At 50.6% G+C, this 25,335-nt stretch carries 26 protein-coding genes, 1 tRNA gene and 3 pseudogenes; 15 read left to right on the top strand and 15 right to left on the bottom strand.

All coding sequences use genetic code 11. The features are described 5' to 3' along the window. From hpaX to hpaG, 7 genes are all read right to left on the bottom strand, one after another. A complete protein-coding gene (gene hpaX, locus ABVM99_RS03665; RefSeq protein WP_023194462.1) occupies positions 1–1,377 on the bottom strand; it encodes a 4-hydroxyphenylacetate permease in 1,377 nt (458 codons plus the stop codon). A 71-nt stretch (positions 1,378–1,448) separates the two neighbouring features. Further along, positions 1,449–2,240, bottom strand: coding sequence for a 4-hydroxy-2-oxoheptanedioate aldolase (hpaI, locus tag ABVM99_RS03670; protein WP_000785061.1), 792 nt, complete (start codon positions 2,238–2,240; stop codon positions 1,449–1,451). A 10-nt stretch (positions 2,241–2,250) separates the two neighbouring features. Further along, on the bottom strand, positions 2,251–3,054 hold the full coding sequence (gene hpaH, locus ABVM99_RS03675; RefSeq protein ID WP_000884795.1) for a 2-oxo-hept-4-ene-1,7-dioate hydratase: 804 nt from the start codon (positions 3,052–3,054) through the stop codon (positions 2,251–2,253). Positions 3,055–3,197: 143 nt separating this feature from the next. Then, positions 3,198–3,578, bottom strand: coding sequence for a 5-carboxymethyl-2-hydroxymuconate Delta-isomerase (locus ABVM99_RS03680; protein WP_001119849.1), 381 nt, complete (start codon positions 3,576–3,578; stop codon positions 3,198–3,200). 9 nt (positions 3,579–3,587) lie between these two features. Beyond that, positions 3,588–4,439, bottom strand: coding sequence for a 3,4-dihydroxyphenylacetate 2,3-dioxygenase (hpaD, locus tag ABVM99_RS03685; protein ID WP_000516978.1), 852 nt, complete (start codon positions 4,437–4,439; stop codon positions 3,588–3,590). A 1-nt stretch (position 4,440) separates the two neighbouring features. Then, positions 4,441–5,907, bottom strand: a complete 1,467-nt coding sequence (hpaE, locus tag ABVM99_RS03690) for a 5-carboxymethyl-2-hydroxymuconate semialdehyde dehydrogenase (RefSeq protein WP_000723525.1) — start codon at positions 5,905–5,907, stop codon at positions 4,441–4,443. Further along, entirely contained in the window at positions 5,904–7,193 is a 1,290-nt protein-coding gene (hpaG, locus tag ABVM99_RS03695; RefSeq protein ID WP_023195308.1) for a 4-hydroxyphenylacetate degradation bifunctional isomerase/decarboxylase, read from the bottom strand. The genes hpaE and hpaG overlap by 4 nt, the downstream gene beginning before the upstream one ends. A 274-nt stretch (positions 7,194–7,467) precedes the next feature. On the opposite strand from hpaG, the gene hpaR reads away from it, so the two are divergent. From hpaR to ABVM99_RS03710, 3 genes are all read left to right on the top strand, one after another. After that, positions 7,468–7,908 carry a homoprotocatechuate degradation operon regulator HpaR gene (gene hpaR / locus ABVM99_RS03700; protein ID WP_000543922.1) on the top strand — a complete coding sequence of 147 codons (441 nt, stop codon included), beginning with the start codon at positions 7,468–7,470 and terminating at the stop codon, positions 7,906–7,908. Positions 7,909–8,125: 217 nt separating this feature from the next. Then, positions 8,126–9,688: a 4-hydroxyphenylacetate 3-monooxygenase, oxygenase component gene (hpaB, locus tag ABVM99_RS03705; RefSeq protein WP_000801496.1), complete on the top strand. Its 1,563-nt coding sequence runs from the start codon at positions 8,126–8,128 to the stop codon at positions 9,686–9,688. 17 nt (positions 9,689–9,705) lie between these two features. Further along, positions 9,706–10,218: a 4-hydroxyphenylacetate 3-monooxygenase reductase subunit gene (locus ABVM99_RS03710; protein ID WP_001195556.1), complete on the top strand. Its 513-nt coding sequence runs from the start codon at positions 9,706–9,708 to the stop codon at positions 10,216–10,218. Between the two features lie 332 nt (positions 10,219–10,550). Here ABVM99_RS03710 and hiuH read toward each other — a convergent pair. Next, positions 10,551–10,960, bottom strand: a pseudogene (hiuH, locus tag ABVM99_RS03715) (hydroxyisourate hydrolase). A 135-nt stretch (positions 10,961–11,095) separates the two neighbouring features. Here hiuH and hprR point away from each other — a divergent pair. The 4 genes from hprR (at position 11,096) to ABVM99_RS03735 (ending at position 15,021) form a co-directional block, all read left to right on the top strand. Continuing rightward, on the top strand, positions 11,096–11,776 hold the full coding sequence (hprR, locus tag ABVM99_RS03720) for a response regulator transcription factor HprR (protein ID WP_000698217.1): 681 nt from the start codon (positions 11,096–11,098) through the stop codon (positions 11,774–11,776). Next, positions 11,769–13,133 carry a heavy metal sensor histidine kinase gene (locus tag ABVM99_RS03725; RefSeq protein ID WP_023195816.1) on the top strand — a complete coding sequence of 455 codons (1,365 nt, stop codon included), beginning with the start codon at positions 11,769–11,771 and terminating at the stop codon, positions 13,131–13,133. The genes hprR and ABVM99_RS03725 overlap by 8 nt, the downstream gene beginning before the upstream one ends. Before the next feature lie 172 nt (positions 13,134–13,305). After that, positions 13,306–14,775: a C69 family dipeptidase gene (locus ABVM99_RS03730; protein WP_023195817.1), complete on the top strand. Its 1,470-nt coding sequence runs from the start codon at positions 13,306–13,308 to the stop codon at positions 14,773–14,775. A 108-nt stretch (positions 14,776–14,883) separates the two neighbouring features. After that, entirely contained in the window at positions 14,884–15,021 is a 138-nt protein-coding gene (locus tag ABVM99_RS03735; RefSeq protein WP_023181920.1) for a hypothetical protein, read from the top strand. On the opposite strand, the gene ABVM99_RS03740 is transcribed toward ABVM99_RS03735, so the two are convergent. After that, entirely contained in the window at positions 14,995–15,165 is a 171-nt protein-coding gene (locus ABVM99_RS03740) for a YlcI/YnfO family protein (protein WP_001111006.1), read from the bottom strand. The two genes, ABVM99_RS03735 and ABVM99_RS03740, sit on opposite strands and share 27 nt — an antisense overlap. A gap of 334 nt (positions 15,166–15,499) precedes the next feature. Between ABVM99_RS03740 and sopB the strand changes: the two genes are divergently transcribed. Beyond that, entirely contained in the window at positions 15,500–17,185 is a 1,686-nt protein-coding gene (gene sopB, locus ABVM99_RS03745; protein ID WP_023195818.1) for an SPI-1 type III secretion system effector inositol phosphate phosphatase SopB, read from the top strand. Positions 17,186–17,201: 16 nt separating this feature from the next. After that, the gene (gene sigE, locus ABVM99_RS03750; RefSeq protein ID WP_000444723.1) at positions 17,202–17,543 is read left to right on the top strand and encodes a type III secretion system chaperone SigE; all 342 of its coding nucleotides are present in this window, start codon (positions 17,202–17,204) and stop codon (positions 17,541–17,543) included. 9 nt (positions 17,544–17,552) lie between these two features. On the opposite strand, the pseudogene ABVM99_RS03755 reads toward sigE, so the two are convergent. Further along, positions 17,553–17,875: pseudogene (locus ABVM99_RS03755) on the bottom strand (hypothetical protein). A 101-nt stretch (positions 17,876–17,976) separates the two neighbouring features. On the opposite strand from ABVM99_RS03755, the gene ABVM99_RS03760 reads away from it, so the two are divergent. Continuing rightward, positions 17,977–18,135: a hypothetical protein gene (locus tag ABVM99_RS03760; protein ID WP_353511665.1), complete on the top strand. Its 159-nt coding sequence runs from the start codon at positions 17,977–17,979 to the stop codon at positions 18,133–18,135. 216 nt (positions 18,136–18,351) lie between these two features. On the opposite strand, the pseudogene ABVM99_RS03765 reads toward ABVM99_RS03760, so the two are convergent. Beyond that, positions 18,352–18,435 (bottom strand): annotated as a pseudogene (locus ABVM99_RS03765) (hypothetical protein); the annotation flags it as partial. 270 nt (positions 18,436–18,705) lie between these two features. Here ABVM99_RS03765 and pipB point away from each other — a divergent pair. Beyond that, on the top strand, positions 18,706–19,581 hold the full coding sequence (pipB, locus tag ABVM99_RS03770; protein WP_052938279.1) for an SPI-2 type III secretion system effector PipB: 876 nt from the start codon (positions 18,706–18,708) through the stop codon (positions 19,579–19,581). 221 nt (positions 19,582–19,802) lie between these two features. Continuing rightward, positions 19,803–20,483 (top strand): type III secretion system effector protease PipA, encoded by a 681-nt coding sequence (gene pipA / locus ABVM99_RS03775; protein ID WP_000938180.1) that lies wholly within the window; start codon positions 19,803–19,805, stop codon positions 20,481–20,483. 136 nt (positions 20,484–20,619) lie between these two features. Here pipA and ABVM99_RS03780 read toward each other — a convergent pair. Then, positions 20,620–20,707: transfer RNA gene (locus tag ABVM99_RS03780), tRNA-Ser, on the bottom strand. A gap of 394 nt (positions 20,708–21,101) precedes the next feature. Between ABVM99_RS03780 and yccA the strand changes: the two genes are divergently transcribed. Beyond that, on the top strand, positions 21,102–21,761 hold the full coding sequence (yccA, locus tag ABVM99_RS03785; RefSeq protein WP_000374046.1) for an FtsH protease modulator YccA: 660 nt from the start codon (positions 21,102–21,104) through the stop codon (positions 21,759–21,761). 86 nt (positions 21,762–21,847) lie between these two features. Further along, positions 21,848–22,177, top strand: coding sequence for a sulfurtransferase TusE (gene tusE / locus ABVM99_RS03790; protein ID WP_000904446.1), 330 nt, complete (start codon positions 21,848–21,850; stop codon positions 22,175–22,177). On the opposite strand, the gene yccX is transcribed toward tusE, so the two are convergent. The 3 genes from yccX to ABVM99_RS03805 are packed head-to-tail and all read right to left on the bottom strand — an operon-like array spanning position 22,174 to position 23,857. Next, the gene (gene yccX, locus ABVM99_RS03795) at positions 22,174–22,455 is read right to left on the bottom strand and encodes an acylphosphatase (protein ID WP_000072884.1); all 282 of its coding nucleotides are present in this window, start codon (positions 22,453–22,455) and stop codon (positions 22,174–22,176) included. The two genes, tusE and yccX, sit on opposite strands and share 4 nt — an antisense overlap. 48 nt (positions 22,456–22,503) lie before the next feature. Continuing rightward, positions 22,504–23,283, bottom strand: a complete 780-nt coding sequence (locus ABVM99_RS03800; RefSeq protein WP_000548082.1) for a helix-turn-helix transcriptional regulator — start codon at positions 23,281–23,283, stop codon at positions 22,504–22,506. Positions 23,284–23,308: 25 nt separating this feature from the next. After that, the gene (locus ABVM99_RS03805) at positions 23,309–23,857 is read right to left on the bottom strand and encodes a YbhB/YbcL family Raf kinase inhibitor-like protein (RefSeq protein ID WP_000859415.1); all 549 of its coding nucleotides are present in this window, start codon (positions 23,855–23,857) and stop codon (positions 23,309–23,311) included. A 214-nt stretch (positions 23,858–24,071) separates the two neighbouring features. Here ABVM99_RS03805 and rlmI point away from each other — a divergent pair, with 214 nt between their 5' ends. Then, the gene (gene rlmI, locus ABVM99_RS03810; protein ID WP_000140480.1) at positions 24,072–25,283 is read left to right on the top strand and encodes a 23S rRNA (cytosine(1962)-C(5))-methyltransferase RlmI; all 1,212 of its coding nucleotides are present in this window, start codon (positions 24,072–24,074) and stop codon (positions 25,281–25,283) included. Positions 25,284–25,335: the final 52 nt, after the last annotated feature.

The following is a 25,335-nucleotide window of genomic DNA, read 5'->3' on the forward strand; positions in this document are numbered from 1 at the left end:
TCAAGGGGTGGCGCGCGGACGCGATGCTTTCATGGGAATGAGCCAGATAATGGCGGCGCCGACGACTAACAGAGAAGCGACAAACCAGAGTCCGCTATTGAAGCTACCGGTGAGATCTTTTAGCCAGCCAATCATAAATGGACTGAGCGCGGAGCCAATATTGCCGGTGGCATTGATGACCGCAATGCCTATCGCCCTGGCGCGTAAACTGATCGACTGATCCGGCGTGGTCCAGAAGATCGCCATCGCGCTAAAGGAACCCGTGGATGCCATCACGATCCCCAGGAGCTGGATCAGGTTATGGTCGGTCGCCGACGCCAGCAGCCAGCCCGCGGCGGCAAACAGGAATGGCAACGCCGTGTGATGTTTACGCTCCTGATGTTTGTCCGAATGGCGGCTCCAGTAAATCATGCCCAGAATAGTACAAATCTGCGGGATCGCCGCCAGCAGGCCGATGGTGATATTGCTGCTGCCTTCATTAAAACTTTTCAGGATTTGCGGCGTCCAGATACTAATGGCGCTAAGCGTATTGGTAAGGCAAAAATAGGCCAGCGTATACATCAGTACAATTGGCGTGAATACTTCGCGCCACAGACTACGCTGCTGCATGGCGTTATGGCTGATGGCCCCCTCCGGCTGAACCAGCGTCAGGCGGTCATTATCCATCATCTCCTGCAAACATTTTTTATCCTCTGCCGTCAGCCATTTGGCTTTTGCCGGGGTATCATCCAGGTAAAACCAGACCATAATGCCTAACAAAACTGACGGAAATCCCTCCAGCAGGAATAACCACTGCCATCCATGCAGATTGAATATGCCGTCCAGCGATAAAATATAGCCGGAGACAATCGACCCCAACGCGGTAGTGGCCGGCATAGCAATCATAAATAATGCGTTGGCGCGGGCGCGGAAAAACGCCGGAAACCAGTAAGTTAAATAGAGCAATATTCCTGGCAAAAAGCCCGCTTCGGTAATGCCCACCAGCATTCGCAGCACATACAGGCTTTTCGGTCCCACCGCGAACATCGTAGCGGTAGATGCAATGCCCCATAGCACCATAATGGTCGCAATCCAGCGGCGGGCGCCGACGATGCTCAACATCACGTTGCTGGGAATGCCGAAAATGACGTAGGTGGCGTAAAACAGCGTCGTGGCAAGGCCAAACATGGTGGCGCTTAACCCCAGATCCTGCCCCATCGTCAACCCGGCAAAACCGATGTTGATACGGTCTAAAAACGAGAAGATAAACAACACGAATAAAAATACGATCAGTCGGCGGAACAGTTTATTTATGACGGTTTGTTGACCCGTGCTGAGCGCGTTGCGCGAACTGACAGACTCGGGGCTTTCCGGAAGTGCAGATGATGTGTCGCTCATTTTTTTTCCTCTGATGGGAATTTTGTAGGGTACTACGGTTGCCCGGTAGCGCTACGCTTACCGGGCCAGGCTTAATAGACGCCGGACGCACCGGACAGTTTTTTTTCTGCGCCAAAGCGCGCCGCCAGCGCCTCCGCGCCGCGCGCCAGCAGCGTGGTGTCAACGCCGACGGCGACAAATAACGCCCCCAGTTCCAGATAACGTTTCGCCAGTGCTTCATTGGCCATCAGAATCCCCGGCGCTTTCCCCGCCGCGCGTATCTGCACGATGGCGTTCTCAATCGCCGCCTGCACTTCCGGGTGCTGCGGATTGCCGGCAAAGCCCATATCGGCGCTGAGGTCCGCCGGACCAATAAACACGCCGTCAATGCCATCCACGTCGAGAATTGACGCCAGATTGCTCATCGCCTCACGCGTTTCAATCTGCACCAGTACGCACATGGCGTCGTTGGCCTGGTGGAGATAGTCCGGAATGCGATTCCAGCGCGATGCCCGTGCCAGCGCGCTGCCCACGCCGCGAATACCGGCAGGCGGATAACGCGTAGCCGCCACGGCGTTTCGCGCTTCATCAGCATTCTGCACCATCGGTATCAGCAGCGTTTGCGCGCCGACGTCGAGCAGTTGCTTAATCTGTACCGGATCGTTCCATGACGGACGCACCACCGGCTGGCTGGGATAAGGCGCAATCGCCTGCAACTGGGTCAACACCGTCTGCACGTTGTTTGGCGCGTGTTCACCGTCAATCAGTAGCCAGTCGAAGCCGGCGCCCGCTAACAGTTCAGCGCTGTAACTGTTGGCAAGCCCCAGCCACAAACCGATTTGCGGACGCCCCGCTTTTAACGCGTCTTTGAAAGCATTTTTCATCGTTTTTTCCTTACACAAACCGGCAACTGATCGCGCCCATGTTGCCGTAATCGACATGGAAAGTGTCGCCCTTGCGCGCCGGCACCGGGCGGGTGAACGAGCCGCCGAGGATGATCTGCCCGGCTTCAAGCTGGACATCGTAGGGGGCAAGCTTGTTTGCCAGCCACGCCACGCCGTTGGCCGGATGATTCAGCACGCCTGCGGCGACGCCGGTTTCTTCGATCACGCCGTTGCGATAGAGCAGCGCGGAGATCCAGCGCAGATCCAGCTCGTCTGGTTTGATGGGACGACCACCGAGGATCACCCCGGCGTTGGCGGCGTTGTCGGAAATGGTGTCGAACACTTTGCGCGGGCGCTGGGTTTCCGGGTCGATGTTGTGGCTGCGGGCGTCAATCAGTTCCAGCGCCGGAATCACATAATCCGTGGCGTTGTAGACGTCGAACAGCGTGCAGTGAGGGCCGCGCAGCGGTTTCGCCAGCACGAACGCCAGCTCCACTTCAATACGCGGGACGATAAAACGGTCGGTGGGGATATCGCCGCCGTCATGGAAGAACATATCGTCAAGCAGCGCGCCGTAATCCGGTTCGCTGATTTGCGAGCTGGCCTGCATCGCTTTTGAGGTCAGGCCGATTTTGTGGCCTTTGAGCGTGCGCCCTTCGGCGATCTTGATATTGACCCATTCACGCTGTACGGCATAGGCATCTTCAATAGTGATGTTGGGATAATCCAGCGACACTGCGCGAATCTGTTCACGCTGTTTTTCAGCCTGATTAAGTCGCTGGGCGATCAGGGTATGGGTCTGTTTATCGAGCATAGTTGCTTCCTGTTACGTCATTCGGTGCTGCTGCGCCGGGTGGCGACGCGGTGCGTCTTACCCGGCCTACGGTTCGGTATTGCTTCGTGCATCGTTTTTTTTGTAGGCCCGGTAAGCGCAGCGCCACCGGGCGAAAGAGTGTGCTATTTAAATAACGCGTGTACGTTGTTTTGTTTGTAATTGAGCGTTGGATGTAACTCGGCAATCTCAAACGACAGCGCCAGATAGCGGTTCTCCATCAGGTCGGCGAAGTGGGCTTTAATCAGCCCAAACAGCATTTCGCCAACTTCCTGGCGGCTCTCCAGGCTGCGCCCGGCGCCGATTTTCAGCGTCATATGCACAAACGCGTAATCATGCTTACCGTCAGCCATCTGCCAGGTATCCAGCCAGTGGGCGCGACTGCGGATACCGCCGATGGGGAAAATCCCGCTGGCGGCCAGCGCCTCGTTTACCTTGCTGAACAGGCCGGGTAAATCAGCCTGCTCGCGAATATTTTCAGTACATTCAGCAATAAAGTGCGGCATAAACACCCCTTACGCAGGCAGCGGGAAAACAGCGTTCACCTGGCCGGTACCGGAGCTGGCGAACAGGTCGGTGATGAACTCCACCTTGCCGTCGTATTTGTCCCAACCCAGCATTCCCAGCAGCATGACCGTGTCGTGCATGTTGCCTTCGCCGTAGCAGTAGTCGGCGTACTCCGGCAACATGGTGCAAAACTCCTTGAATTTGCCTTCGCGCCACAGCTTGACCACGCGCTCGTCCATCTGGTGATCGAACTCGCGGGTGTAGCTGTTCATCCCCTCTTCCGCCCGTTGGTCGTCAATAAAACGGTGCGACAGAGAACCACTGGCGAATACCGCTACGGTACCGTCATATTTCTCAATCGCCTTGAGAATGGCTTCGCCCAGTCTGCGGCTGTCGGCAAAATCATGCACAGTGCAGAACGCCGAGATGGAGACCACTTTGAAGTGCTTGTCGCTGTTCATGTAGCGCATCGGCACCAGCGTGCCATACTCCAGCTTCAGGCTCGGGATGTTATGCGCTTTAGCGCGCACGCCCAGTTTGACTGCCTCGTCGGCGATCAGATGGCCGAGCTCCGGATTACCGTCATAGTCATAGGTCATGTCGCGAATAAAGTGTGGCAATTCGTTGCTGGTATAGACGCCCTGGAAATGGTCGGCACAATTAATGTGGTAAGCGCTATTCACCAGCCAGTGGGTGTCGAATACGATAATGGTGTCAACGCCCATTTCGCGGCAACGCTTGCCAATTTCAATATGCCCATCAATGGCTGCCTGACGACAACCGTGATTTTTTCCCGGCAGTTCAGAAAGATACATAGACGGCACGTGGGTAATTTTTGCTGCTAACGCTAACTTGCCCATATCAAACTCCCCATTTTGGGATAGGATGGTCGCCCATTGAGATGCAGACGTTTTTCATTTCCGCAAACACTTCGAAGCTATATTCGCCGCCTTCGCGCCCGGTACCGGAGGCTTTCACGCCGCCGAACGGCTGGCGCAGGTCGCGGACGTTCTGGGTGTTGACGAAGACCATGCCGGCTTCAATCCCACGCGCCAGGCGCAACACTTTGCTCACGTCCTGGGTCCAGATATAAGAGGCCAGACCGTATTCCACGTCGTTCGCCAAACGTAACCCTTCCGCCTCGTCTTTGAATGGCAGCAGGCAGGCGACCGGCCCAAAGATCTCTTCCTGCGCAACGCGCATACGGTTGTCGACATCGGCCAGCACGGTTGGGCGCAGGAAGTTACCGCCTTTCAGATGCGCAGGCAGGTCAGTGGGTTTTTCCGGGCCGCCCGCCAGCAGCGTTGCACCTTCTTCAATGCCGAGGCGGATATAACCGGAGACTTTCTCCCAGTGCTGTTGGCTAATCAGCGCGCCGACCTGGGTGTTCGGGTCGGTCGGATCGCCGACACGCAGGCGATTCGCGCGTTCGGCAAAGCGCTTCACGAACTCAGGGTAAATGCTCTGCTGGATAAAGATGCGCGACCCGGCGGTGCAGCGTTCGCCGTTGATCGAGAAGATGGTGAACAGCGCGGCGTCCAGCGCGCGCTCAATGTCGGCATCTTCAAAAATCAGCACCGGCGATTTGCCGCCCAGCTCCATCGAGTATTTTTTCAGGCCAGCATTTTTCATGATATTGCGACCGGTGGCGGTCCCGCCGGTAAACGACACCGCACGCACGTCATGGTGGCGTACCAGCGCATCGCCCGCCGTCGCGCCATAGCCCTGCACCACGTTCAGCACGCCTGCCGGAATTCCTGCCTCCAGCGCCAGCTCGCCCAGCCTGTCGGCAGTCAGCGGCGACAGCTCGGACATTTTGAGCACCGCCGTGTTGCCCAGCGCCAGGCACGGCGCGACTTTCCAGGTCGCGGTCATAAACGGCACGTTCCACGGCGACACCAGCGCGCAGACGCCGACGGGCTGCACCAGCGTATAATTGAGCATTTTATCGTCAACAGGATAGGTCTTGCCGTTCATCTGCTGGCACACTTCGGCGAAGAATTCGAAGTTATGCGAGGCGCGCGGGATCAGCACGTTTTTAGTCTGATGAATAGGCAGACCGGTGTCGGCGGTTTCCATCGCCGCGATTTCCGGCACATGCTGGTCAATCAGGTCACCCAGACGACGCATCAGACGCGCGCGCTCTTTCATCGGCAGATTGGCCCATTTCGGGAACGCCTCTTTGGCCGCCGCGACAGCCTGGTTCACTTCTGCTTCACCGCCGGAGGCCACTTCCGCCAGCACGTCACCGGTCGCCGGGTTAGTGGTCTGGAAGTAGTCGTTACCTGCAACGTTTTTGCCGTTAATCCAATGATTTATTTTCTTCATTTTGCGCTCTCCTCACTGACGATTCGGTTAACCAGGCGACCCACGCCTTCTACTTCCACGACAACTTCATCCCCCGGCACCACATCGGACAACCCTTTCGGCGTACCGGTGGCAATCATGTCGCCCGGTTGCAACGTCATAAATTCGCTCAGATAAGAAATCAGGAATGGGATGCTGAAGATCAGATCGGCGGTCGTCCCTTCCTGGCGCAGCTCACCGTTAACAAAGGTGCGTAACGTCAGGTTATGCGGATCAGAAACCGCCTCTTTATCCACAATCCACGGGCCTATCGGCGTCAGGCCGTCGCGGCTTTTTACCCGCAGATTCGGACGGTAGTAGTTTTCCAGATAGTCGCGGATCGCGTAGTCGTTGCAGACGGTGTAACCGGCCACATACTCCATAGCTTCGGCTTCGCTCACCTTACGCGCCGTTTTGCCAATCACCACGACCAGTTCGGCTTCGTAGTGCATATATTCGACGTTGTTCGGGCGCACCGACGTTTGGTGATGTTCGGTAAAGGTGTTTGGCGCTTTGATAAATACCAGCGGCTCTTTCGGCGGCGTAAATGCCAGCTCGCTGGCGTGATCGGCGTAGTTCAACCCCAGCGCAAATAACGTTCCCGTCGCTGACAGCGGCCACGTAAACGTCTGGTGGCGGGCGAATTCATCTTCTGCGACAACCGGATTTTCCAGAGCGGGTAAACCTTTCGCCAGAATACGCACCCGATCGCCGGGACGCAGCGCAACGCGATTCTGCGGCGTACCGAGTAAGATCGCATCGCCAGGGTTAAGCGTAGCGAACTCACTTAACGCGCTAAGCAGTTGTGCGGCGCTACGCTGTAAATCGGCAGTATTCCAGTGGTCCGCTTCTCGTCCGTTGATTTCAGTGATAATGGTGAGGTTATCCACATCACTCAGCGGCGCCATTTCACCCAGCGGGCAAAAGCCATCGCGACATTTCGCTTTAATCGCCGGGCGATAAAAGCTCTCTTCCGGCAGGCTGACCTCGTTAGCCAGCGCATACCCGGCGATATAGTCCGCCGCCACTTCAGGGCGTATCCGGCTGGCGGTTTTCCCCACGATGAGCGCCACTGTCGCGCCGCTCAGTACCTTTTCTCCCTGCGGATAAGGAATGGGTTCGCCGTGACGAATCACCGTATTACGCGGCTTGATGAACCACACTGCGGTTTTAGGCGGCGCATTATAGGGAGGCTGAGAGAAAGCCTCTCGCCAGGCATCAAGCTGACTGCGATGGTTTAACGCAACGGCGAAAACAGTACCCTTCATACATAAACTCCTCAGGCCGATTTAACGGGCTGTGATTTCATTAATATATTAATGATTAGATTTATGCTTTCGCTGTACATTTAGCAAGCTGAAGTAAAGTATTTGTGATGTGATTAACAATATTTTCACAAAATAATAATTAAATGCATATGTATCAAATAGTTAAATAAAATCCTTTGTTTCTGTTAAACTTTGGACATAAAACAGATGTCATAGCTCACATCGGTAAACACGATTATTCAGGTATTAATAATTCTGCAAAAGAGAAACGCTTATGCATGATTCATTAACCATCGCCTTGCTTCAGGCGCGCGAAGCGGCAATGACCTATTTCCGCCCCATCGTTAAAAGCCACAATCTGACCGACCAGCAATGGCGCATTGTGCGAATCCTGGCCGATAGCCCCTCTATGGATTTTCACGAGCTGGCCTTTCGCACCTGCATTTTGCGTCCAAGTCTGACCGGAATATTGACGCGCATGGAGCGAGACGGACTGGTGTTGCGACTCAAGCCGGTTAACGATCAGCGTAAGTTATATGTCATGTTGACGGAGCAGGGACAAACGCTGTACGCCCGTGCCCGGAGCCAGGTAGAAGAGGCTTATCGAAAAATTGAGGCCGATTTCACGCCCGAAAAAACACAGCAATTGATGCTGCTGCTGGACGATCTTATTGCTCTGGGGCGCCAGCATCCTGATAGCGAAGCGGAAGCATAGTATTCTTACCTTCCCACGCCGCCGACACGGGAATCCCCTCCCGCTTACAACGTTGACGGCGATCGCATTTTACTCTTCTTCTTCGACGTTCATCTGAAAAGTACCCGCCGTTGTCCTGAAAGTCTCTTCACAGTTTACGCTTCTGCCTATTCAATTAAACAACAAATAAGAAACATATTATTAACAAAACATTCCGATTAACGAGGAAGAGGCCGCAATGAAACCTGAAGATTTTCGTACTGATAACAAGCGTCCGTTAACGGGCGAAGAGTATTTAAAAAGCCTGCAGGACGGGCGGGAAATTTATATTTACGGCGAACGCGTTAAAGATGTTACGACACATCCGGCATTCCGCAATGCCGCAGCCTCTGTCGCACAACTGTATGACGCATTACATAAACCGTCGATGCAAGATACCCTGTGCTGGAATACCGATACCGGCAGCGGCGGTTATACGCATAAATTTTTCCGCGTGGCGAAAAGCGCAGACGATCTGCGCCAACAGCGTGATGCTATCGCCGAGTGGTCACGCCTGAGTTACGGCTGGATGGGACGCACACCGGATTACAAAGCCGCCTTTGGTTGCGCTCTGGGCGCTAACCCAGCCTTCTACGGCCAGTTTGAGCAGAACGCCCGCAACTGGTACACCCGCATTCAGGAGACCGGCCTGTACTTTAACCATGCTATCGTCAACCCGCCCATTGACCGCCACAAACCTGCCGACGAAGTGAAAGACGTCTATATCAAGCTGGAGAAAGAGACGGACGCCGGGATTATTGTCAGCGGGGCGAAAGTCGTCGCCACTAACTCCGCCCTGACTCACTACAACATGATTGGTTTCGGCTCAGCCCAGGTGATGGGCGAAAACCCGGATTTTGCTCTGATGTTTGTCGCGCCAATGGATGCCGAAGGCGTAAAACTTATTTCGCGCGCCTCGTATGAAATGGTCGCGGGCGCGACGGGCTCGCCGTTTGATTATCCACTCTCCAGCCGCTTTGATGAAAACGATGCCATTCTGGTGATGGACAAGGTGTTGATCCCGTGGGAAAACGTGTTGATTTACCGTGATTTCGATCGTTGCCGTCGCTGGACGATGGAAGGCGGCTTTGCCCGTATGTATCCACTGCAAGCCTGTGTTCGTCTGGCGGTTAAACTTGATTTCATTACCGCGCTGCTGAAAAAATCGCTCGAATGTACGGGTACCGTAGAGTTCCGGGGCGTGCAGGCCGATCTCGGCGAAGTCGTGGCCTGGCGCAATATGTTCTGGGCATTGAGCGATTCTATGTGTTCTGAAGCAACCCCGTGGGTAAACGGCGCCTGGCTGCCGGACCACGCCGCGCTGCAAACCTATCGTGTGATGGCCCCAATGGCCTACGCGAAAATTAAAAATATTATTGAACGTAACGTTACCAGCGGCCTGATTTACCTGCCTTCCAGCGCCCGCGATCTGAATAATCCGCAAATCGACCAGTACCTGGCGAAATACGTACGCGGCTCTAACGGAATGGACCATGTTGAACGTATCAAAATTCTTAAATTGATGTGGGATGCCATCGGCAGCGAGTTTGGCGGTCGCCATGAGCTGTACGAGATTAACTACTCGGGCAGCCAGGATGAAATTCGTCTGCAGTGCCTGCGTCAGGCCCAGAGCTCCGGCAATATGGATAAGATGATGGCAATGGTCGATCGCTGCCTCTCCGAATACGATCAGAATGGCTGGACGGTTTCGCATTTGCACAATAACGACGACATCAATCAACTGGATAAGCTGCTGAAATAACGCGGCAGGAGGTTCTCATGCAAGTAGATGAACAACGTCTGCGTTTTCGCGATGCGATGGCAAGTCTGGCGGCAGCGGTCAACATCGTAACCACGGCGGGTCACGCCGGACGCTGCGGTATCACCGCAACAGCGGTCTGTTCCGTCACCGATACGCCGCCCTCCGTAATGGTATGTATTAATGCCAATAGCGCCATGAACCCCGTTTTTCAGGGCAACGGCAGACTGTGCATTAATGTACTTAACCATGAGCAGGAGCTGATGGCGCGCCACTTTGCCGGTATGACGGGGATGGCGATGGAAGAGCGTTTTCACCAGCCATGTTGGCAAAACGGACCGCTGGGCCAGCCGGTACTTAACGGCGCGCTGGCCGGTCTTGAAGGCGAGATCAGCGAGGTACAAACCATTGGCACGCATCTGGTGTATCTGGTGGCGATCAAAAATATTATTCTTAGCCAGGATGGGCATGGCCTGATTTATTTCAAACGCCGTTTTCATCCGGTCAGACTTGAGATGGAAGCGCCTGTTTAACCGTCACTCATGCCCACAAGCGGGATAACCACCGCTTGTGGGAGAAGAGTCGATACGCTGAAGATTTTTATTCCCGCCGCGATGTTTGCTCGCCATAAATCGCGGCGATTAATACAATCTAAGAGCCTATCCCACCAGGCGTTATTGGCGCAGCCAGTTTGGACACGGACAGCGCGCAAAAACCGGAGCGTACACGTAGTACGTGAGGTTTGACTCGCTACGCTCGCCCTTCGGGCCGCCGCTAGCGGCGTTCAAAACGCTAACGCGTTTTGGCGAGCACTGCCCAGGTCCAAAATGGCAAGTAAAATAGCCCTAATGGGATAGGCTCTAAATTAGCTCCCGCGATAGGTTGAATAACCATACTGACTTAATAACAGCGGCACATGATAGTGCTCATTCGTTTTGCTGATATGAAACTCGACGGGAATCTCCGGGAAAAACGTATCCAGTTTTTTACTTTCAAAATACTGGCCGGTTTTAAAAATAACGCGATAATCCCCCGGCGCGGCAGCTTTTTCGGGCCACAGTGCTTTAATACGTCCGTCCTGGTCGGTATGCCCGGTATTTAATTGCGTCCATCCGTTATCCTTTTTCTGCTCCAGTACCACCTCCACGCCGGGCGCCGGTTTGCCTGTTTGCTGATCGAGAATATGTACGCTGAGAATATTGTTGCCAGCGGCCAGCGCCATTGCAGGGCTGCAACAAGAGATGCTATCGCGGTAGCCAGTATATATCGTTTCATGCTTCACTCCTTTACGGTATTGATGCAGGAAAATATATCTGGCGCGTCCAGGATTAACCTTACACGGACATGACAATTATGTCATCTTGTTGGAGATTTACGGATTCGCTACCAAGCCTATGGCATACTGCGTTGATGAAGATTTTATTGATTGAAGATAACCAGAAAACCATTCAGTGGGTACGTCAGGGACTCACGGAGGCAGGCTATGTGGTTGATTATGCCTGTGATGGACGAGACGGATTACACCTGGCCCTTCAGGAACATTATTCATTGATTATTCTTGATATTATGCTGCCGGGGCTTGATGGATGGCAGGTTTTACGCGCGTTACGCACTGCGCATCAATCCCCTGTTATTTGCCTGACGGCGCGCGACTCGGTTGAGGATCGCGTCAAAGGTCTTGAGGCGGGCGCTAATGATTACCTTGTTAAGCCTTTTTCCTTCGCCGAACTGCTGGCCCGGGTGAGAGCTCAACTCAGACAGCATGTCCCGGTCTTTACCCGACTGACGATCAATGGTCTGGACATGGATGCCACAAAGCAATCGGTGTCACGAAATGGCAAACCGATTTCCCTGACCCGCAAAGAATTCCTGCTCCTCTGGTTACTGGCGTCCCGGGCAGGAGAAATCGTGCCCCGAACCGCGATCGCCAGCGAAGTTTGGGGAATTAACTTTGATAGTGAAACCAACACCGTTGATGTCGCGATTCGTCGGCTGCGCGCCAAAGTAGACGATCCATTTGAAAAGAAGCTCATTATGACCGTCCGGGGGATGGGTTATCGATTACAGGCGGAAACGTCGCAGAATGGTTAAGTTATCAATGACGCTGCGCCTGACAATTTCTTTTATCGCCATCCTTATCCTCGCCTGTACCGGCATTAGCTGGACGCTCTATAACGCGCTGAGCAAAGAATTAACGTATCGGGATGATATGACGCTAATAAATCGGGCGGCGCAAATGCAGCAACTGTTACTGGATGGCGCCAGGCCGGAAAATCTGCCGCTCTATTTCAATAGGATGGTGGATACGAAGCAGGATATCTTATTGATTCATTCAGCAACAGGCCACAATGTTGCGATTAATCATAGTGGTATCCCCGACCAACGCTTTAACGAGATTCCGCTGGCTAAAAACATCACCCGCGAAACCTTATTTCGCCAGGCGGTACAAGGCACGGAGCTGACCGCGGTACGAGTAAACGCCAGAAGCGGCAATGACCCGCTGACCCTTACTATCGCCAGGCTGGCGACGGAAAGGCGGCAAATGCTGGCGCAATATCGCCGTAACAGTTTGCTGGTTAGCCTTATCGCCATCCTCGTCTGTTCGGCACTCAGTCCATTAGTCATCAGAAACGGGCTGCGGGCCATTACGTCGCTCAGCCGACTCACCGCGGCGACAGATAGCGGCACACTTCGCCAGCCGTTGGCGGAACAGGCGTTACCCGTTGAGCTCAGGCCGCTTGGACAAGCGCTAAATACCATGCGCCAGAAGCTTTCCGACGATTTTGAACGCCTGAACCAATTTGCCGACGATCTGGCGCATGAGCTGCGCACGCCGGTTAATATTTTACTGGGGAAGAATCAGGTGATGCTGAGTCAGGAACGCAGCGCCGAAGAGTATCAACAAGCCCTTGTCGATAATATTGAAGAGCTGGAGGGACTGTCGCGACTGACAGAAAATATTCTCTTTCTGGCACGCGCGGAGCACCAGAATATAGCGGTAAAAAAACAGCCTGTTTCGCTCAATGCGCTGGTCGAAAATATGCTGGATTATCTTAGCCCCCTTGCCGAGGAGAAGCGCATCTGTTTTATAAATCAATGTCAGGGAACGGTATGGGCTGACGAAATATTATTACAAAGAGTGCTCTCAAACCTGCTGACGAATGCCATCCGTTATTCTGATGAAAACGCCGTGATACGTATTGAAAGCGCTTATGATGATAACGTTGCAGAAATTCGGGTCGCTAATCCGGGCAGCCACCCCGCCGATGCGGATAAGCTTTTCCGGCGTTTTTGGCGAGGAGATAATGCCCGCCACACTGCCGGTTTCGGCCTGGGGTTATCGTTAGTTAACGCGATTGCTCTATTACACGGTGGTTCGGCATCTTACCGCTATGCCGATGAACATAATATCTTTTCGGTTCGTCTGCCTGATAGCGCTGATAGCTAAGGTCAGTACAGGTTCTGTTCCCCTTCCCTGCCACAGGGCTGTGGTTATCAATACAACCTCAATAAAGAGAAAATAAAGGATGCCGGCAAAGAATATTGCTGGCTCGATCACTTTCTCGGTTTCCAATCCAGGGTCAATTCATCCCATAACGCGTTATTCAGTGGGAACCTTTATGAAAAAGTATCTTGCATTCGCCGTTACGCTGCTGGGTATGGGTAAAGTCATCGCCTGTACTACCCTTTTGGTAGGCAATCAGGCTTCGGCTGACGGCTCCTTCATTATCGCGCGCAACGAAGATGGCTCGGCAAATAACGCCAAGCATAAGGTTATTCATCCCGTCGCGTTTCATCAACAAGGCGAGTATAAAGCACATCGGAACAATTTTAGCTGGCCGCTTCCGGAGACAGCGATGCGCTATACGGCGATTCATGACTTTGATACTAACGATAACGCCATGGGTGAAGCCGGTTTCAATTCGGCGGGCGTCGGAATGAGCGCAACGGAAACCATTTATAACGGCAGAGCGGCGCTGGCTGCCGATCCTTACGTGACAAAAACGGGAATCACGGAAGACGCCATTGAGTCCGTGATCCTGCCAGTGGCGCAATCGGCGCGTCAGGGCGCCAAATTACTGGGAGACATTATTGAACAAAAAGGCGCGGGCGAAGGTTTCGGCGTCGCGTTTATTGATAGCAAAGAGATATGGTATCTGGAGACGGGAAGCGGCCATCAATGGCTGGCAGTACGACTTCCGGCAGATAGCTATTTCGTTTCCGCCAATCAGGGACGTTTACGCCATTACGATCCGAATGATAATGCGAATTATATGGCGTCACCAACGTTAGTAAGCTTTGCGAAAAAGCAGGGATTATATGATCCGGCCCGCGGCGAATTCGACTTTCATCAAGCCTATTCGCAGGATAACAAAAACGATACCACCTATAATTATCCGCGCGTCTGGACGCTACAACATCAGTTTAATCCGCATCTGGATACGGTCGTTAGCGAAGGGGAAACATTTCCTGTTTTTTTAACGCCAATAACGAAAATTAGCGTGGCGGCAGTAAAAAACGCGTTACGCAATCACTATCAGGGAACGTCGCACGACCCTTATGCCAGTCATAATCCACAAGAACCATGGCGACCTATATCCGTTTTTCGTACCCAGGAGTCGCATATTTTACAGGTCAGACCGAAATTACCGCAGGCTATCGGTAACGTAGAATACATCGCCTATGGAATGCCATCTCTTAGCGTCTATCTCCCCTATTATCAGGGAATGCGTCATTATCAACCCGGAGATGATAAAGGAACCGATCGGGCGAGCAACGACTCTACCTACTGGACATTCCGCACGTTGCAAACGCTGGTTATGCAGGACTACAATGCGTTTGCGCCAGATGTGCAACACGCCTGGAAAACATTTGAACAGCAAACAGCTAAGCAGCAGTATAAGATGGAGCAGAGCTATCTGAGATTATATGCGTCGCATCCGAAAGAAGCGCAACGCTTACTGCAAAATTTTGAAGATAAAACGATGCAAAATGCGCAGACGCTCGCCCGTCGCCTGACCAATAATATTATTACGACAATGGCTTACCGCACAGATATGAAATATCACTTTTCAAGTACGCAACCATAAATTCAATGACAATCTATTAGCCACTCATACACAATAAGATAAAGCGGCACCAGAATTAGCCAGATATAAAAGACAATAATTATTATGGATTCATAGAGAGGATAGTTTATGACACTCCAGGCAAATATCAGCAGAGAGACAAAAGCGGCAAAAACCCAGGAGGTATATAAGCACGTTGTTCTTTTCAAAATGGCCGCCTCCTCTCACATAAAACGACAACTACAGCTTATGTCCCGTGTTACATAACTTTTCCCGACAGGCCTCTTTTACCCATGCTGAAAAATTCCGCGTCTTTTCAGATTTCAACGCGAATTCTATCTGTTCAAGCATGGAATAGGAAAAACGAATATTCTTCGTCACGGTCTTACTTGTCCGGGGCTTTGCTGGCATACACACACCTGTATAACATTTGATGTAACGCCGTTACTTTACGCAGGAGTAAATCGGTGAATTTGATCTGAGTCAAGAAGGTGGGTTTTCAATAAAAGTTGTGCCCTAAATTGTGAAGTTTGTAGATTTTATGAACATTTGATGTACCGTTCTCCCCCTATGATCGCCACTACGTATGGACACGTCAGGACACATCCCCGCCTGATCAGAAGCGTTTCCTCATTAAAAAGGACATTTTTTTAAAGTTCCTGGTGCATAAAAGTCACATCCTTTTAAAGGGTTGTTAACCCTGTTGAATGTTCCCACTCCCCTATTCAGGAATATTAAAAACGCTATGCAAATACAGAGCTTCTATCACTCAGCTTCACTAAAAACCCAGGAGGCTTTTAAAAGCCTACAAAAAACCTTATACAACGGAATGCAGATTCTATCAGGCCAGGGCAAAGCACCGGCTAAAGCGTCCGACGTTCGCCCGGAAATTATTGTCCTGCGAGAACCTGGCGCGACATGGGGGAATTATCTACAGCATCAGAAGGCATCTAACCACTCGCTGCATAACCTCTATAACTTACAGCGCGATCTTCTTACCGTCGCGGCAACCGTTCTGGGTAAACAAGACCCGGTTCTAACGTCAATGGCAAATCAAATGGAGTTAGCCAAAGTTAAAGCGGACCGGCCAGCAACAAAACAAGAAGAAGCCGCGGCAAAAGCATTGAAGAAAAATCTTATCGAACTTATTGCAGCACGCACTCAGCAGCAAAATGGCTTACCTGCAAAAGAAGCTCAGCGCTTTGCGGCAGTAGCGTTTAGAGACGCTCAGGTCAAGCAGCTTAATAACCAGCCCTGGCAAACCATAAAAAATACACTCACGCATAACGGGCATCACTATACCAACACGCAGCTCCCTGCCGCAGAGATGAAAATCGGCGCAAAAGATATCTTTCCCAGTGCTTATCAGGGAAAGGGCGTATGCAGTTGGGATACCAGGAATATTCATCACGCCAATAATTTGTGGATGTCCACGGTGAGTGTGCATGAGGACGGTAAAGATAAAACGCTTTTTTGTGGGATACGTCATGGCGTGCTTTCCCCCTATCATGAAAAAGATCCGCTTCTGCGTCAGGTCGGCGCTGAAAACAAAGCCAAAGAAGTATTAACTGCGGCACTTTATAGTAAACCTGAGTTGCTTAACAGAGCCTTAGCGGGCGAAGCGGTAAGCCTTAAACTGGTATCCGTCGGGTTACTCACCGCGTCGAATATTTTCGGCAAAGAGGGAACGATGGTCGAGGATCAAATGCGCGCATGGCAATCGTTGACACAGCCGGGAAAAATGATTCATTTAAAAATCCGCAATAAAGATGGCGATCTACAGACGGTAAAAATAAAACCGGACGTCGCCGCATTTAATATGGGTGTTAATGAGCTGACGCTCAAGCTCGGCTTTGGCCTTAAGGCATCTGATAGATATAATGCCGAAGCGCTACATCAGTTATTAGGCAATGATTTACGCCCTGAAGCCAGACCAGGTGGCTGGGTTGGCGAATGGCTGGCGCAATACCCGGATAATTATGAGGTCGTCAATACATTAGCACGCCAGATTAAGGATATCTGGAAAAATAACCAACATCATAAAGATGGCGGTGAACCCTATAAACTCGCACAACGCCTTGCCATGTTAGCCCATGAAATTGACGCGGTGCCCGCCTGGAATTGTAAAAGCGGCAAAGATCGTACAGGGATGATGGATTCAGAAATCAAGCGAGAGATCATTTCTTTCCATCAGACCCATATGTTAAATGCGCCTGGCAGTCTTCCGGATAGCGGTGGACAGAAAATTTTCCAAAAAGTATTACTGAATAGTGGCAACCTGGAGATTCAGAAACAAAATACGGGCGGGGCGGGAAACAAAGTACTGAAAAATTTATCGCCAGAGGTGCTCAATCTTTCCTATCAAAAACGAATTGGGGATGAAAATATTTGGCAGTCAGTAAAAGGCATTTCTTCATTAATCACATCTTGAGTCTTGAGGTAACTATATGGAAAGTCTATTAAATCGTTTATATGCCGCGTTAGGCCTGGATGCGCCAGAAGATGAGCCACTGCTCATCATTGATGATGGGATACAGGTTTATTTTAATGAATCCGATCATACACTGGAAATGTGCTGTCCCTTTATGCCATTGCCTGACGACACTCTGACTTTGCAGCATTTTTTACGTCTTAACTACGCCAGCGCCGTCACTATCGGCGCTGACGCAGACAATACTGCTTTAGTGGCGCTTTATCGCTTGCCGCAAACCAGTACCGAAGAAGAGGCGCTCACTGGTTTTGAATTATTCATTTCTAACGTGAAGCAATTGAAAGAGCGTTATGCATAATTTAATACATCAACATGCTTTCTTAATGAGATAAAGCGCGATACGTATGCCCTTTACAAGAGACAAGACCAGAATCTTTGGTGGAAATGTAAGGGGCAAACGTTCCTCTCTCTCATTTCGCTCTGTTTGCGGGAGCATTTTTAGTGTGTAAGTATTCCTGATCATCAGGTTTTTACGCCATCTACGCGCATTTATTCTGCTATAAGTTGAAATACTGCAAAAAAAATATTAGTGCTTATTATTTTTTCTTTAAGTAAATTTTCGCTCAACAAACTTAATTGTTTATTCAATGATGATGAAGCGTGAGTTATGCTGGAAATGAAGGAAGCCAATAGCAAGGATAATCTGATTATTCACGGGTGATATTATGAGACATCGTATATTTTTACCATTGCTTCTGGTGTTGTCGGCTACAGCCTTTTCGGCATCGGCGATGGCTGCCAGTGATTCCCCCCCACCACCAGATAATACAAAACACGCCTCCCGTGGCTGGCCACCAGACCCCGAAGCATTGATTCGCCCACGCTGGTGTGACAACTGGCCACCAGATATAAGTAAACCTGAGGATTGGTGTCAGATATGTGGTTGTTAATTTTTTACAGAAAACTATAACAACCATATCAGAACTGAGAGTATATCTGGTTATTATGTTTCATCAGTTCCTGATGAACTGAATATGACTTCAGGCTGGCGTGTTTTATTAACGTCAGCCTGATTTTTCACAACATCATATTACTGGCTTACAGGCACATCAGGTCAGTCAGGTTTTGATGTATCTACCCGACTAACCAGAACGCTGTCCCTATTAAATTATAAAGCCTGTACTTTCGTCACGAAACCAGCCATAGTCACCAGGGTTGGCACTATTTTTGCGGTTGTAATTATTAATTATGATTTACGCCGCTAATATTTCAAGCCGTCTTCCAGGCGCAGCCAGCGCGTTCTATATCTAAGCTGGTGATTGTAACGACCCCGACAGTACTCCTGCTTCACCGTTATGGCAGATATCATCGCCTCTTGTCAGATGCCAGACACCTACTCATACTCAACCAAAGCTCTAAATACAAAAATCACCTTATATCTTTTTTTATTATTCCTTGTATAAATGTGACTTGACTCACACCTATAAGGAATCGACTCACTTCCATAAGAAGGAATCAAAATGCCAATAACTAACGCGTCCCCAGAAAATATATTAAGATATTTGCATGCGGCCGGTACCGGTACGAAAGAAGCAATGAAAAGTGCAACTTCACCACGCGGTGTACTTGAATGGCCTGTCAATTTTTTTACCTGTGGTGGAGTAAGAAGAAGCAATGAAAGATGCTTTCGGGAGGTAATTGGAAAACTGACCACATCATTATTATATGTAAATAAAGATGCTTTCTTCGATGGTAATAAAATATTTCTGGAGGATGTCAACGGGTGTACTATATGTCTGTCATGTGGAGCAGCATCCGAAAATACGGATCCCATGGTCATTATTGAAGTGAACAAAAATGGAAAAACTGTAACGGATAAAGTTGATAGTGAGAGATTTTGGAATGTATGTCGAATGTTAAAACTGATGAGTAAACATAATATACAACAGCCTGATTCACTTATAACCGAGGATGGTTTTCTGAACCTGCGCGGAGTAAACCTGGCTCATAAAGATTTCCAGGGGGAAGATTTGTCAGACATAGATGCTTCTGATGCAGATTTCCGTGAAACAAATCTATCTAATGTAAATTTAGTCGGTGCAAATTTGTGTTGTGCAAATCTACACGCTGTAAATCTAATGGGTTCAAACATGACTAAAGCAAACCTGACTCACGCAAACCTGACTTGCGCTAACATGTCCGTTGTAAACTTAACCGCTGCAATTCTATTCGGCTCAGACTTAACTGACACCAAACTAAATGGTGCGAAATTAGATAAGATAGCTCTAACTTTAGCGAAAGCATTAACAGGAGCCGATCTGACAGGTAGTCAACATACCCCTACTCCACTCCCGGATTACAATGATAGAACTCTTTTCCCCCATCCGATATTTTAGTCGAGATAAAGGGATTTTATAAACAAGAAGTATTCAAACAGAGGCCCCCTTGTTTTATTAAATAAACCCCGCCCCTAAGTTTCATTATAAATAACATTTTCAGCGTATTACTTGTTGGCTTTGTCTGAATCATAGCGTTATCTGTATGTGGCACATTAACTAAAAACACTATTATTGTTTAATTTAAATAATTCATAATTGTAGTCAGGAAATAAGAAGTTATGCTTCCGGTCACCTACAGATTAATACCTCAAAGCGGAGTATCCACATATGGATTAAATACCGCAGATACACCTGTTTTCCCCGATATTCCCGAACATGCACCAAACCCCTCACGGCTACGCCTTGCTCATGACAGCCTTGCCATAAACAGTGAATTCCGTCTGGAGCCAGAGTGTGTGGTGGAGTACCTTATCTCAGGCGCGGGTGGAATAGACCCTGATACAGAAATTGATGACGACACTTATGACGAATGCTACGATGAACTATCCTCCGTACTTCAAAATGCGTATACCCAAAGCGAAACATTCCGCAGACTGATGAATTACGCATATGAAAAAGAACTACATGATGTGGAGCAGCGCTGGCTACTGGGGGCAGGCGAAGCCTTTGAAACTACCGTGGCTCAGGAACACTTCAAACTTTCAGAAGGCAGGAAAGTTATTTGTCTCAATCTGGACGATTCTGATGATTCATATACCGAACATTATGAAAGTAACGAAGGACCACAACTTTTTGACACAAAACGTTCATTTATTCATGAAGTTGTACATGCACTGACCCATCTTCAGGATAAAGAAGAAAATCATCCAAGAGGCCCTGTTGTCGAATATACCAACATTATTCTGAAAGAGATGGGGCATCCTTCACCTCCCAGAATGGTCTACATCTTCAATAAATAGACACATCGGGAAACGAAAAGAAACTAAAGACTCGCGTAGTCCGTTTTTTCGGGAAATATTCTAACAGTATTTTCTAACTATATTCTAAGCGCCTAAAAAACAAAGGGGCTACCTTTCGGTAACCCCTTGTTTAATCTGGCGGAAGCGCAGAGATTCGAACTCTGGAACCCTTTCGGGTCGCCGGTTTTCAAGACCGGTGCCTTCAACCGCTCGGCCACACTTCCGGAATGAGGCGCACTATAAACATCCCGGTGCGTCATGTAAAGACCGAATGTGTTCGTTTGCGTGAAAAACAGGCAAATTTTCGTTAATTGCCTGAAATAGCGGCACATTGACCATTTCTTCAACACAAAAACTGGCTTAATACGTGTTGATCGTCCCCACTGTTTTACCGCTGTGATTATCAATTTTTTATCGGTAACGCGTGGTTGGCGCTGCCGCCTGTTTTATGGCGTAGCGCCAGGCATGAGAAGACCGTTTTAACGACGGTAATCACCTGAAATCTCTTAAGGAAACTAAACGTAAACGAATGCGTAAAGATGGGTAAAACCACTGGGTGACAGTGACTGTTTTTATTATTCTCCTTTATTAATTACATCTGTCATAAGAGAGTGACTAATGGATCGTATCATTACATCATCGCGTGATCGTAGCTCGCTACTGAGTACGCACAAAGTACTGCGCAACACCTATTTTCTGTTGAGCCTGACGCTGGCTTTCTCCGCAATTACCGCGACAGCCAGTACGGTACTGATGCTGCCCTCCCCCGGCCTGATTCTGACGCTGGTTGGTATGTATGGGCTGATGTTCCTGACCTATAAAACCGCCAATAAGCCGGTCGGTATCCTGTCTGCTTTTGCGTTTACCGGCTTCCTCGGCTATATCCTGGGCCCGATTCTTAACGCCTATCTGTCAGCAGGCATGGGCGATGTCATTGGCCTGGCGCTGGGTGGTACCGCGTTAGTATTTTTCTGCTGCTCCGCTTACGTTCTGACCACCCGTAAGGATATGTCTTTCCTGGGCGGTATGTTAATGGCCGGGATCGTCGTCGTGCTGATTGGTATGGTGGCGAATATTTTCCTGCAACTGCCTGCATTGCACCTGGCGATTAGCGCGGTGTTTATCCTGATTTCCTCGGGCGCTATCCTGTATGAAACCAGTAACATCATTCACGGCGGTGAAACCAACTATATTCGTGCGACCGTCAGTCTGTACGTTTCGCTGTACAACATCTTTGTCAGCCTGCTCAGCATTCTGGGCTTCGCCAGCCGCGACTAATCGACATTCCCCTCTTCCAGCCCTGCTTATGCAGGGCTTTATTTTTTGCTACACTGCCGTCCGTGTTGATTACGCAGTGAAACGTTATGTTGATCTTTGAAGGTAAAGAAATCAGTACTGATAGCGAAGGCTATCTGAAAGAGACGACGCAGTGGAGTGAAGCGCTGGCAGTCGCTATCGCCGCCAATGAAGGCATTGAGCTCTCTGCGGAACACTGGGAAGTCGTGCGCTTCGTGCGCGAATTTTACCTGGAGTTTAATACCTCTCCCGCCATCCGAATGCTGGTAAAAGCGATGGCGAATAAGTTCGGCGAAGAAAAAGGCAACAGCCGCTATCTATATCGTCTGTTCCCGAAAGGCCCGGCAAAGCAAGCGACCAAAATCGCCGGTCTGCCCAAGCCGGTAAAATGTATTTAATACCGAATACTAAAGCCTGTTAGCGTCTCGCGAGGGCTGTGCGGTTCAGTGAGGATTTTGTCCACACGAGCAGAGCGCGGCCCGCCCTCTTTCAGCCACTTGATGAGTTTTTCCACCTGCGCCGCGTCGCCACAGGCCACCACTTCTACGCTTCCGTCATCCATATTCTTCGCATAGCCGGTTAACCCCAGCCGCTGCGCCTCATGCTGCGTGGTATAGCGAAACCCGACTCCCTGAACGCGACCATAAACCCAGGCGATAATGCAGACGTTCGACATGATGGTTCTCCTTTCATAATCAGTGGTGGAGGCTCATACAGGACATACTTAACGTACCTGACTGGGCAGACACCCATAATGTTGGCGGAATCTGGCCGTAAACCGCGACCCCGACAGGTAGCCGCACCGTAGCGCTATTTCGCCGATCGGCAGCGTCGTCGATTGCAGTTGAGAAAGCGCGCAGGACATGCGCACCTCTTCAACAATTTGTCGATAACTCTGCGATTCGCGCTGCAAACGCCGACGCAGCGTCGATGTTCCCATAGCAAGACGGCGGGCTATCTCCTGGGCTGTCCATAGCTTAGCAGGCGAGAGCATAATCAGTTGCCGCACCTGCTCCGTGAGGGTGTAACGCCGTTCAATAAGCAGCGGTCCTGCCGCGCCATCATGCAAAAGCGCTAACAGTAACCCCATCGCCTGATGTTCCTGTAGCCCAACGGGTAAACCCTGGCGCACAGCATCCAACACGTTCTCCCACATAAATGTCAGGCTACGGCTCATCGGCGTACACAGCGATGTCAGGTTTGCCGGTGGATAATCCTGAACGTACATCGTTTTAAAGCGAGCAATAATCTCCGGTGAAAGTAACAACAGGTCGGAGCGAAAACCGTTCTGCGCAGGCTGATTAATAATCTCCAGCGGCGTGTTCGCCGGAATAATAATCAACTCGCCCGGCCCGGCGACAAGGCGGCTATCATCCTGAATGATGACTTTACTGCCCTGCGTAATATGGCAGATAGCGGCGGAAAAAAGCGTAACACGATGCAAACGGTGCAGATGACTGGAACGCACCTCTGCCGTCGTAAGATCCTGATGTCGAATATGCATCTCCTGCACCGTGCCGTCCTCTATTTTATCTTCCGTATGTGGCCGTGAATTGTGCTTTCGCAATCATATGCGCGTTAAGCATAAACCCTACCAACGCGCCACTCGACTCACTGTCGAGCGGCAGTGTTGCCGTATTCAGCGCCCACACAGTAAACTGATAGCGATGAGGCTTATCGCCCGGCGGCGGACAGGCGCCGCCAAAGCCAGCATAACCGAAATCATTCCGTCCCTGCACCACTCCAGCGGGTAACGTTTTTTTATCAGCCCCCGTCGGCAGGTCGTGAATCTGCGCAGGAATATTCACCATCGTCCAGTGCCACCAGCCGCTTCCGGTGGGCGCATCAGGATCGAAGACGGTAATAGCGTAGCTTTTGGTTCCGGCAGGCGGATTGCGCCAGCTCAGCTGCGGCGAAATATTTTCTCCGCTACAACCAAATCCTTTAAAGACATGCTGTTGCGTTAAACGAAAATCCGCCGGAATATCCGCGCTACTGAGGCTAAACGCCGACGCGGCAGATACGCCGCCACTCAATGCCATCATTGCGGCTGCGGTCAAAGAGAAGACTGTTTTCATTGTATTTCCTTCTTCATGTAAAGAAATAACACTATAAAAAGCGCCCACTGAAGAAACTGTGCCTTTACGATTCTATTTTGTGCAGAAACGCTCACCGCCATACGCTGGTGATTGCCTCTCTCATCTGTGCTACCCTACGCGCCATTTCGTTTTCACGGTCCCTGGCTGGAGCTATCATCCGGCTCGCGTCACTGTTTGTGAGAGGTTACTCCGCATGACTGAATCTACATTTCCGCAATATCCCCGTTTAGTCCTCAGCAAAGGGCGAGAAAAATCTTTACTCCGCCGCCACCCATGGGTCTTTTCCGGCGCCGTCTCCCGCCTGGAAGGCAAAGCCAACCTCGGTGAAACTATCGATATCGTCGACCATCAGGGAAAGTGGTTAGCACGCGGCGCCTGGTCGCCAGCATCCCAGATCCGCGCGCGCGTCTGGACATTTGATAAAGCAGAATCCATTGATATTGCGTTTTTCACCCGCCGCCTGCGCCAGGCGCAGCAGTGGCGCGACTGGCTGGCGAAAAAAGACGGCCTGGATAGCTATCGTCTGATCGCCGGTGAGTCCGATGGCCTGCCTGGCGTCACTATCGATCGTTTTGGCCATTTTTTGGTGCTGCAACTGCTCAGCGCCGGGGCCGAATATCAACGCGCCGCATTAATTAGCGCGCTGCAAACATGCTATCCGGATTGCGCTATTTACGATCGCAGCGACGTCGCCGTGCGGAAAAAAGAAGGGATGGCGCTGACGCAAGGCCCGGTCACTGGCGAACTGCCGCCTGCGCTTCTGCCAATTGAAGAACACGGTATGAAATTGCTGGTCGATATCCAGGGCGGCCACAAAACCGGTTATTATCTTGATCAGCGCGACAGTCGTCTGGCGACGCGCCGCTACGTGGAAAATCAGCGGGTACTGAACTGCTTCTCTTATACCGGCGGTTTTGCCGTGTCGGCATTAATGGGCGGTTGTCGCCAGGTTGTCAGCGTGGATACCTCACAGGATGCGCTGGATATCGCCAGGCAAAACGTTGAACTGAACCAACTGGACTTGAGCAAAGCCGAATTCGTGCGCGATGACGTGTTTAAGTTGCTGCGCGCTTACCGTGAACACGGCGAAAAATTCGACGTCATCATCATGGACCCGCCCAAATTCGTCGAAAATAAAAGCCAGTTAATGGGTGCCTGCCGGGGCTATAAAGACATTAACATGTTAGCGATTCAACTGCTCAATCCGGGCGGCATACTGCTGACATTCTCTTGCTCCGGACTGATGACCAGCGATTTATTTCAGAAAATCATTGCCGATGCCGCAATAGATGCCGGTCGTGATGTACAATTTATAGAGCAGTTCCGTCAGGCCGCCGATCACCCGGTGATCGCCACCTACCCGGAAGGGCTGTATCTGAAAGGGTTTGCCTGTCGCGTCATGTAACTTGAAAAGTGGAATAGTATCCTCATATAAAGGGTATCTATTTCCCGGGAGG

Origin of the sequence: Salmonella sp. SJTUF15591, from assembly GCF_043356435.1 — a bacterium.
GTDB lineage: Bacteria > Pseudomonadota > Gammaproteobacteria > Enterobacterales > Enterobacteriaceae > Salmonella > Salmonella enterica.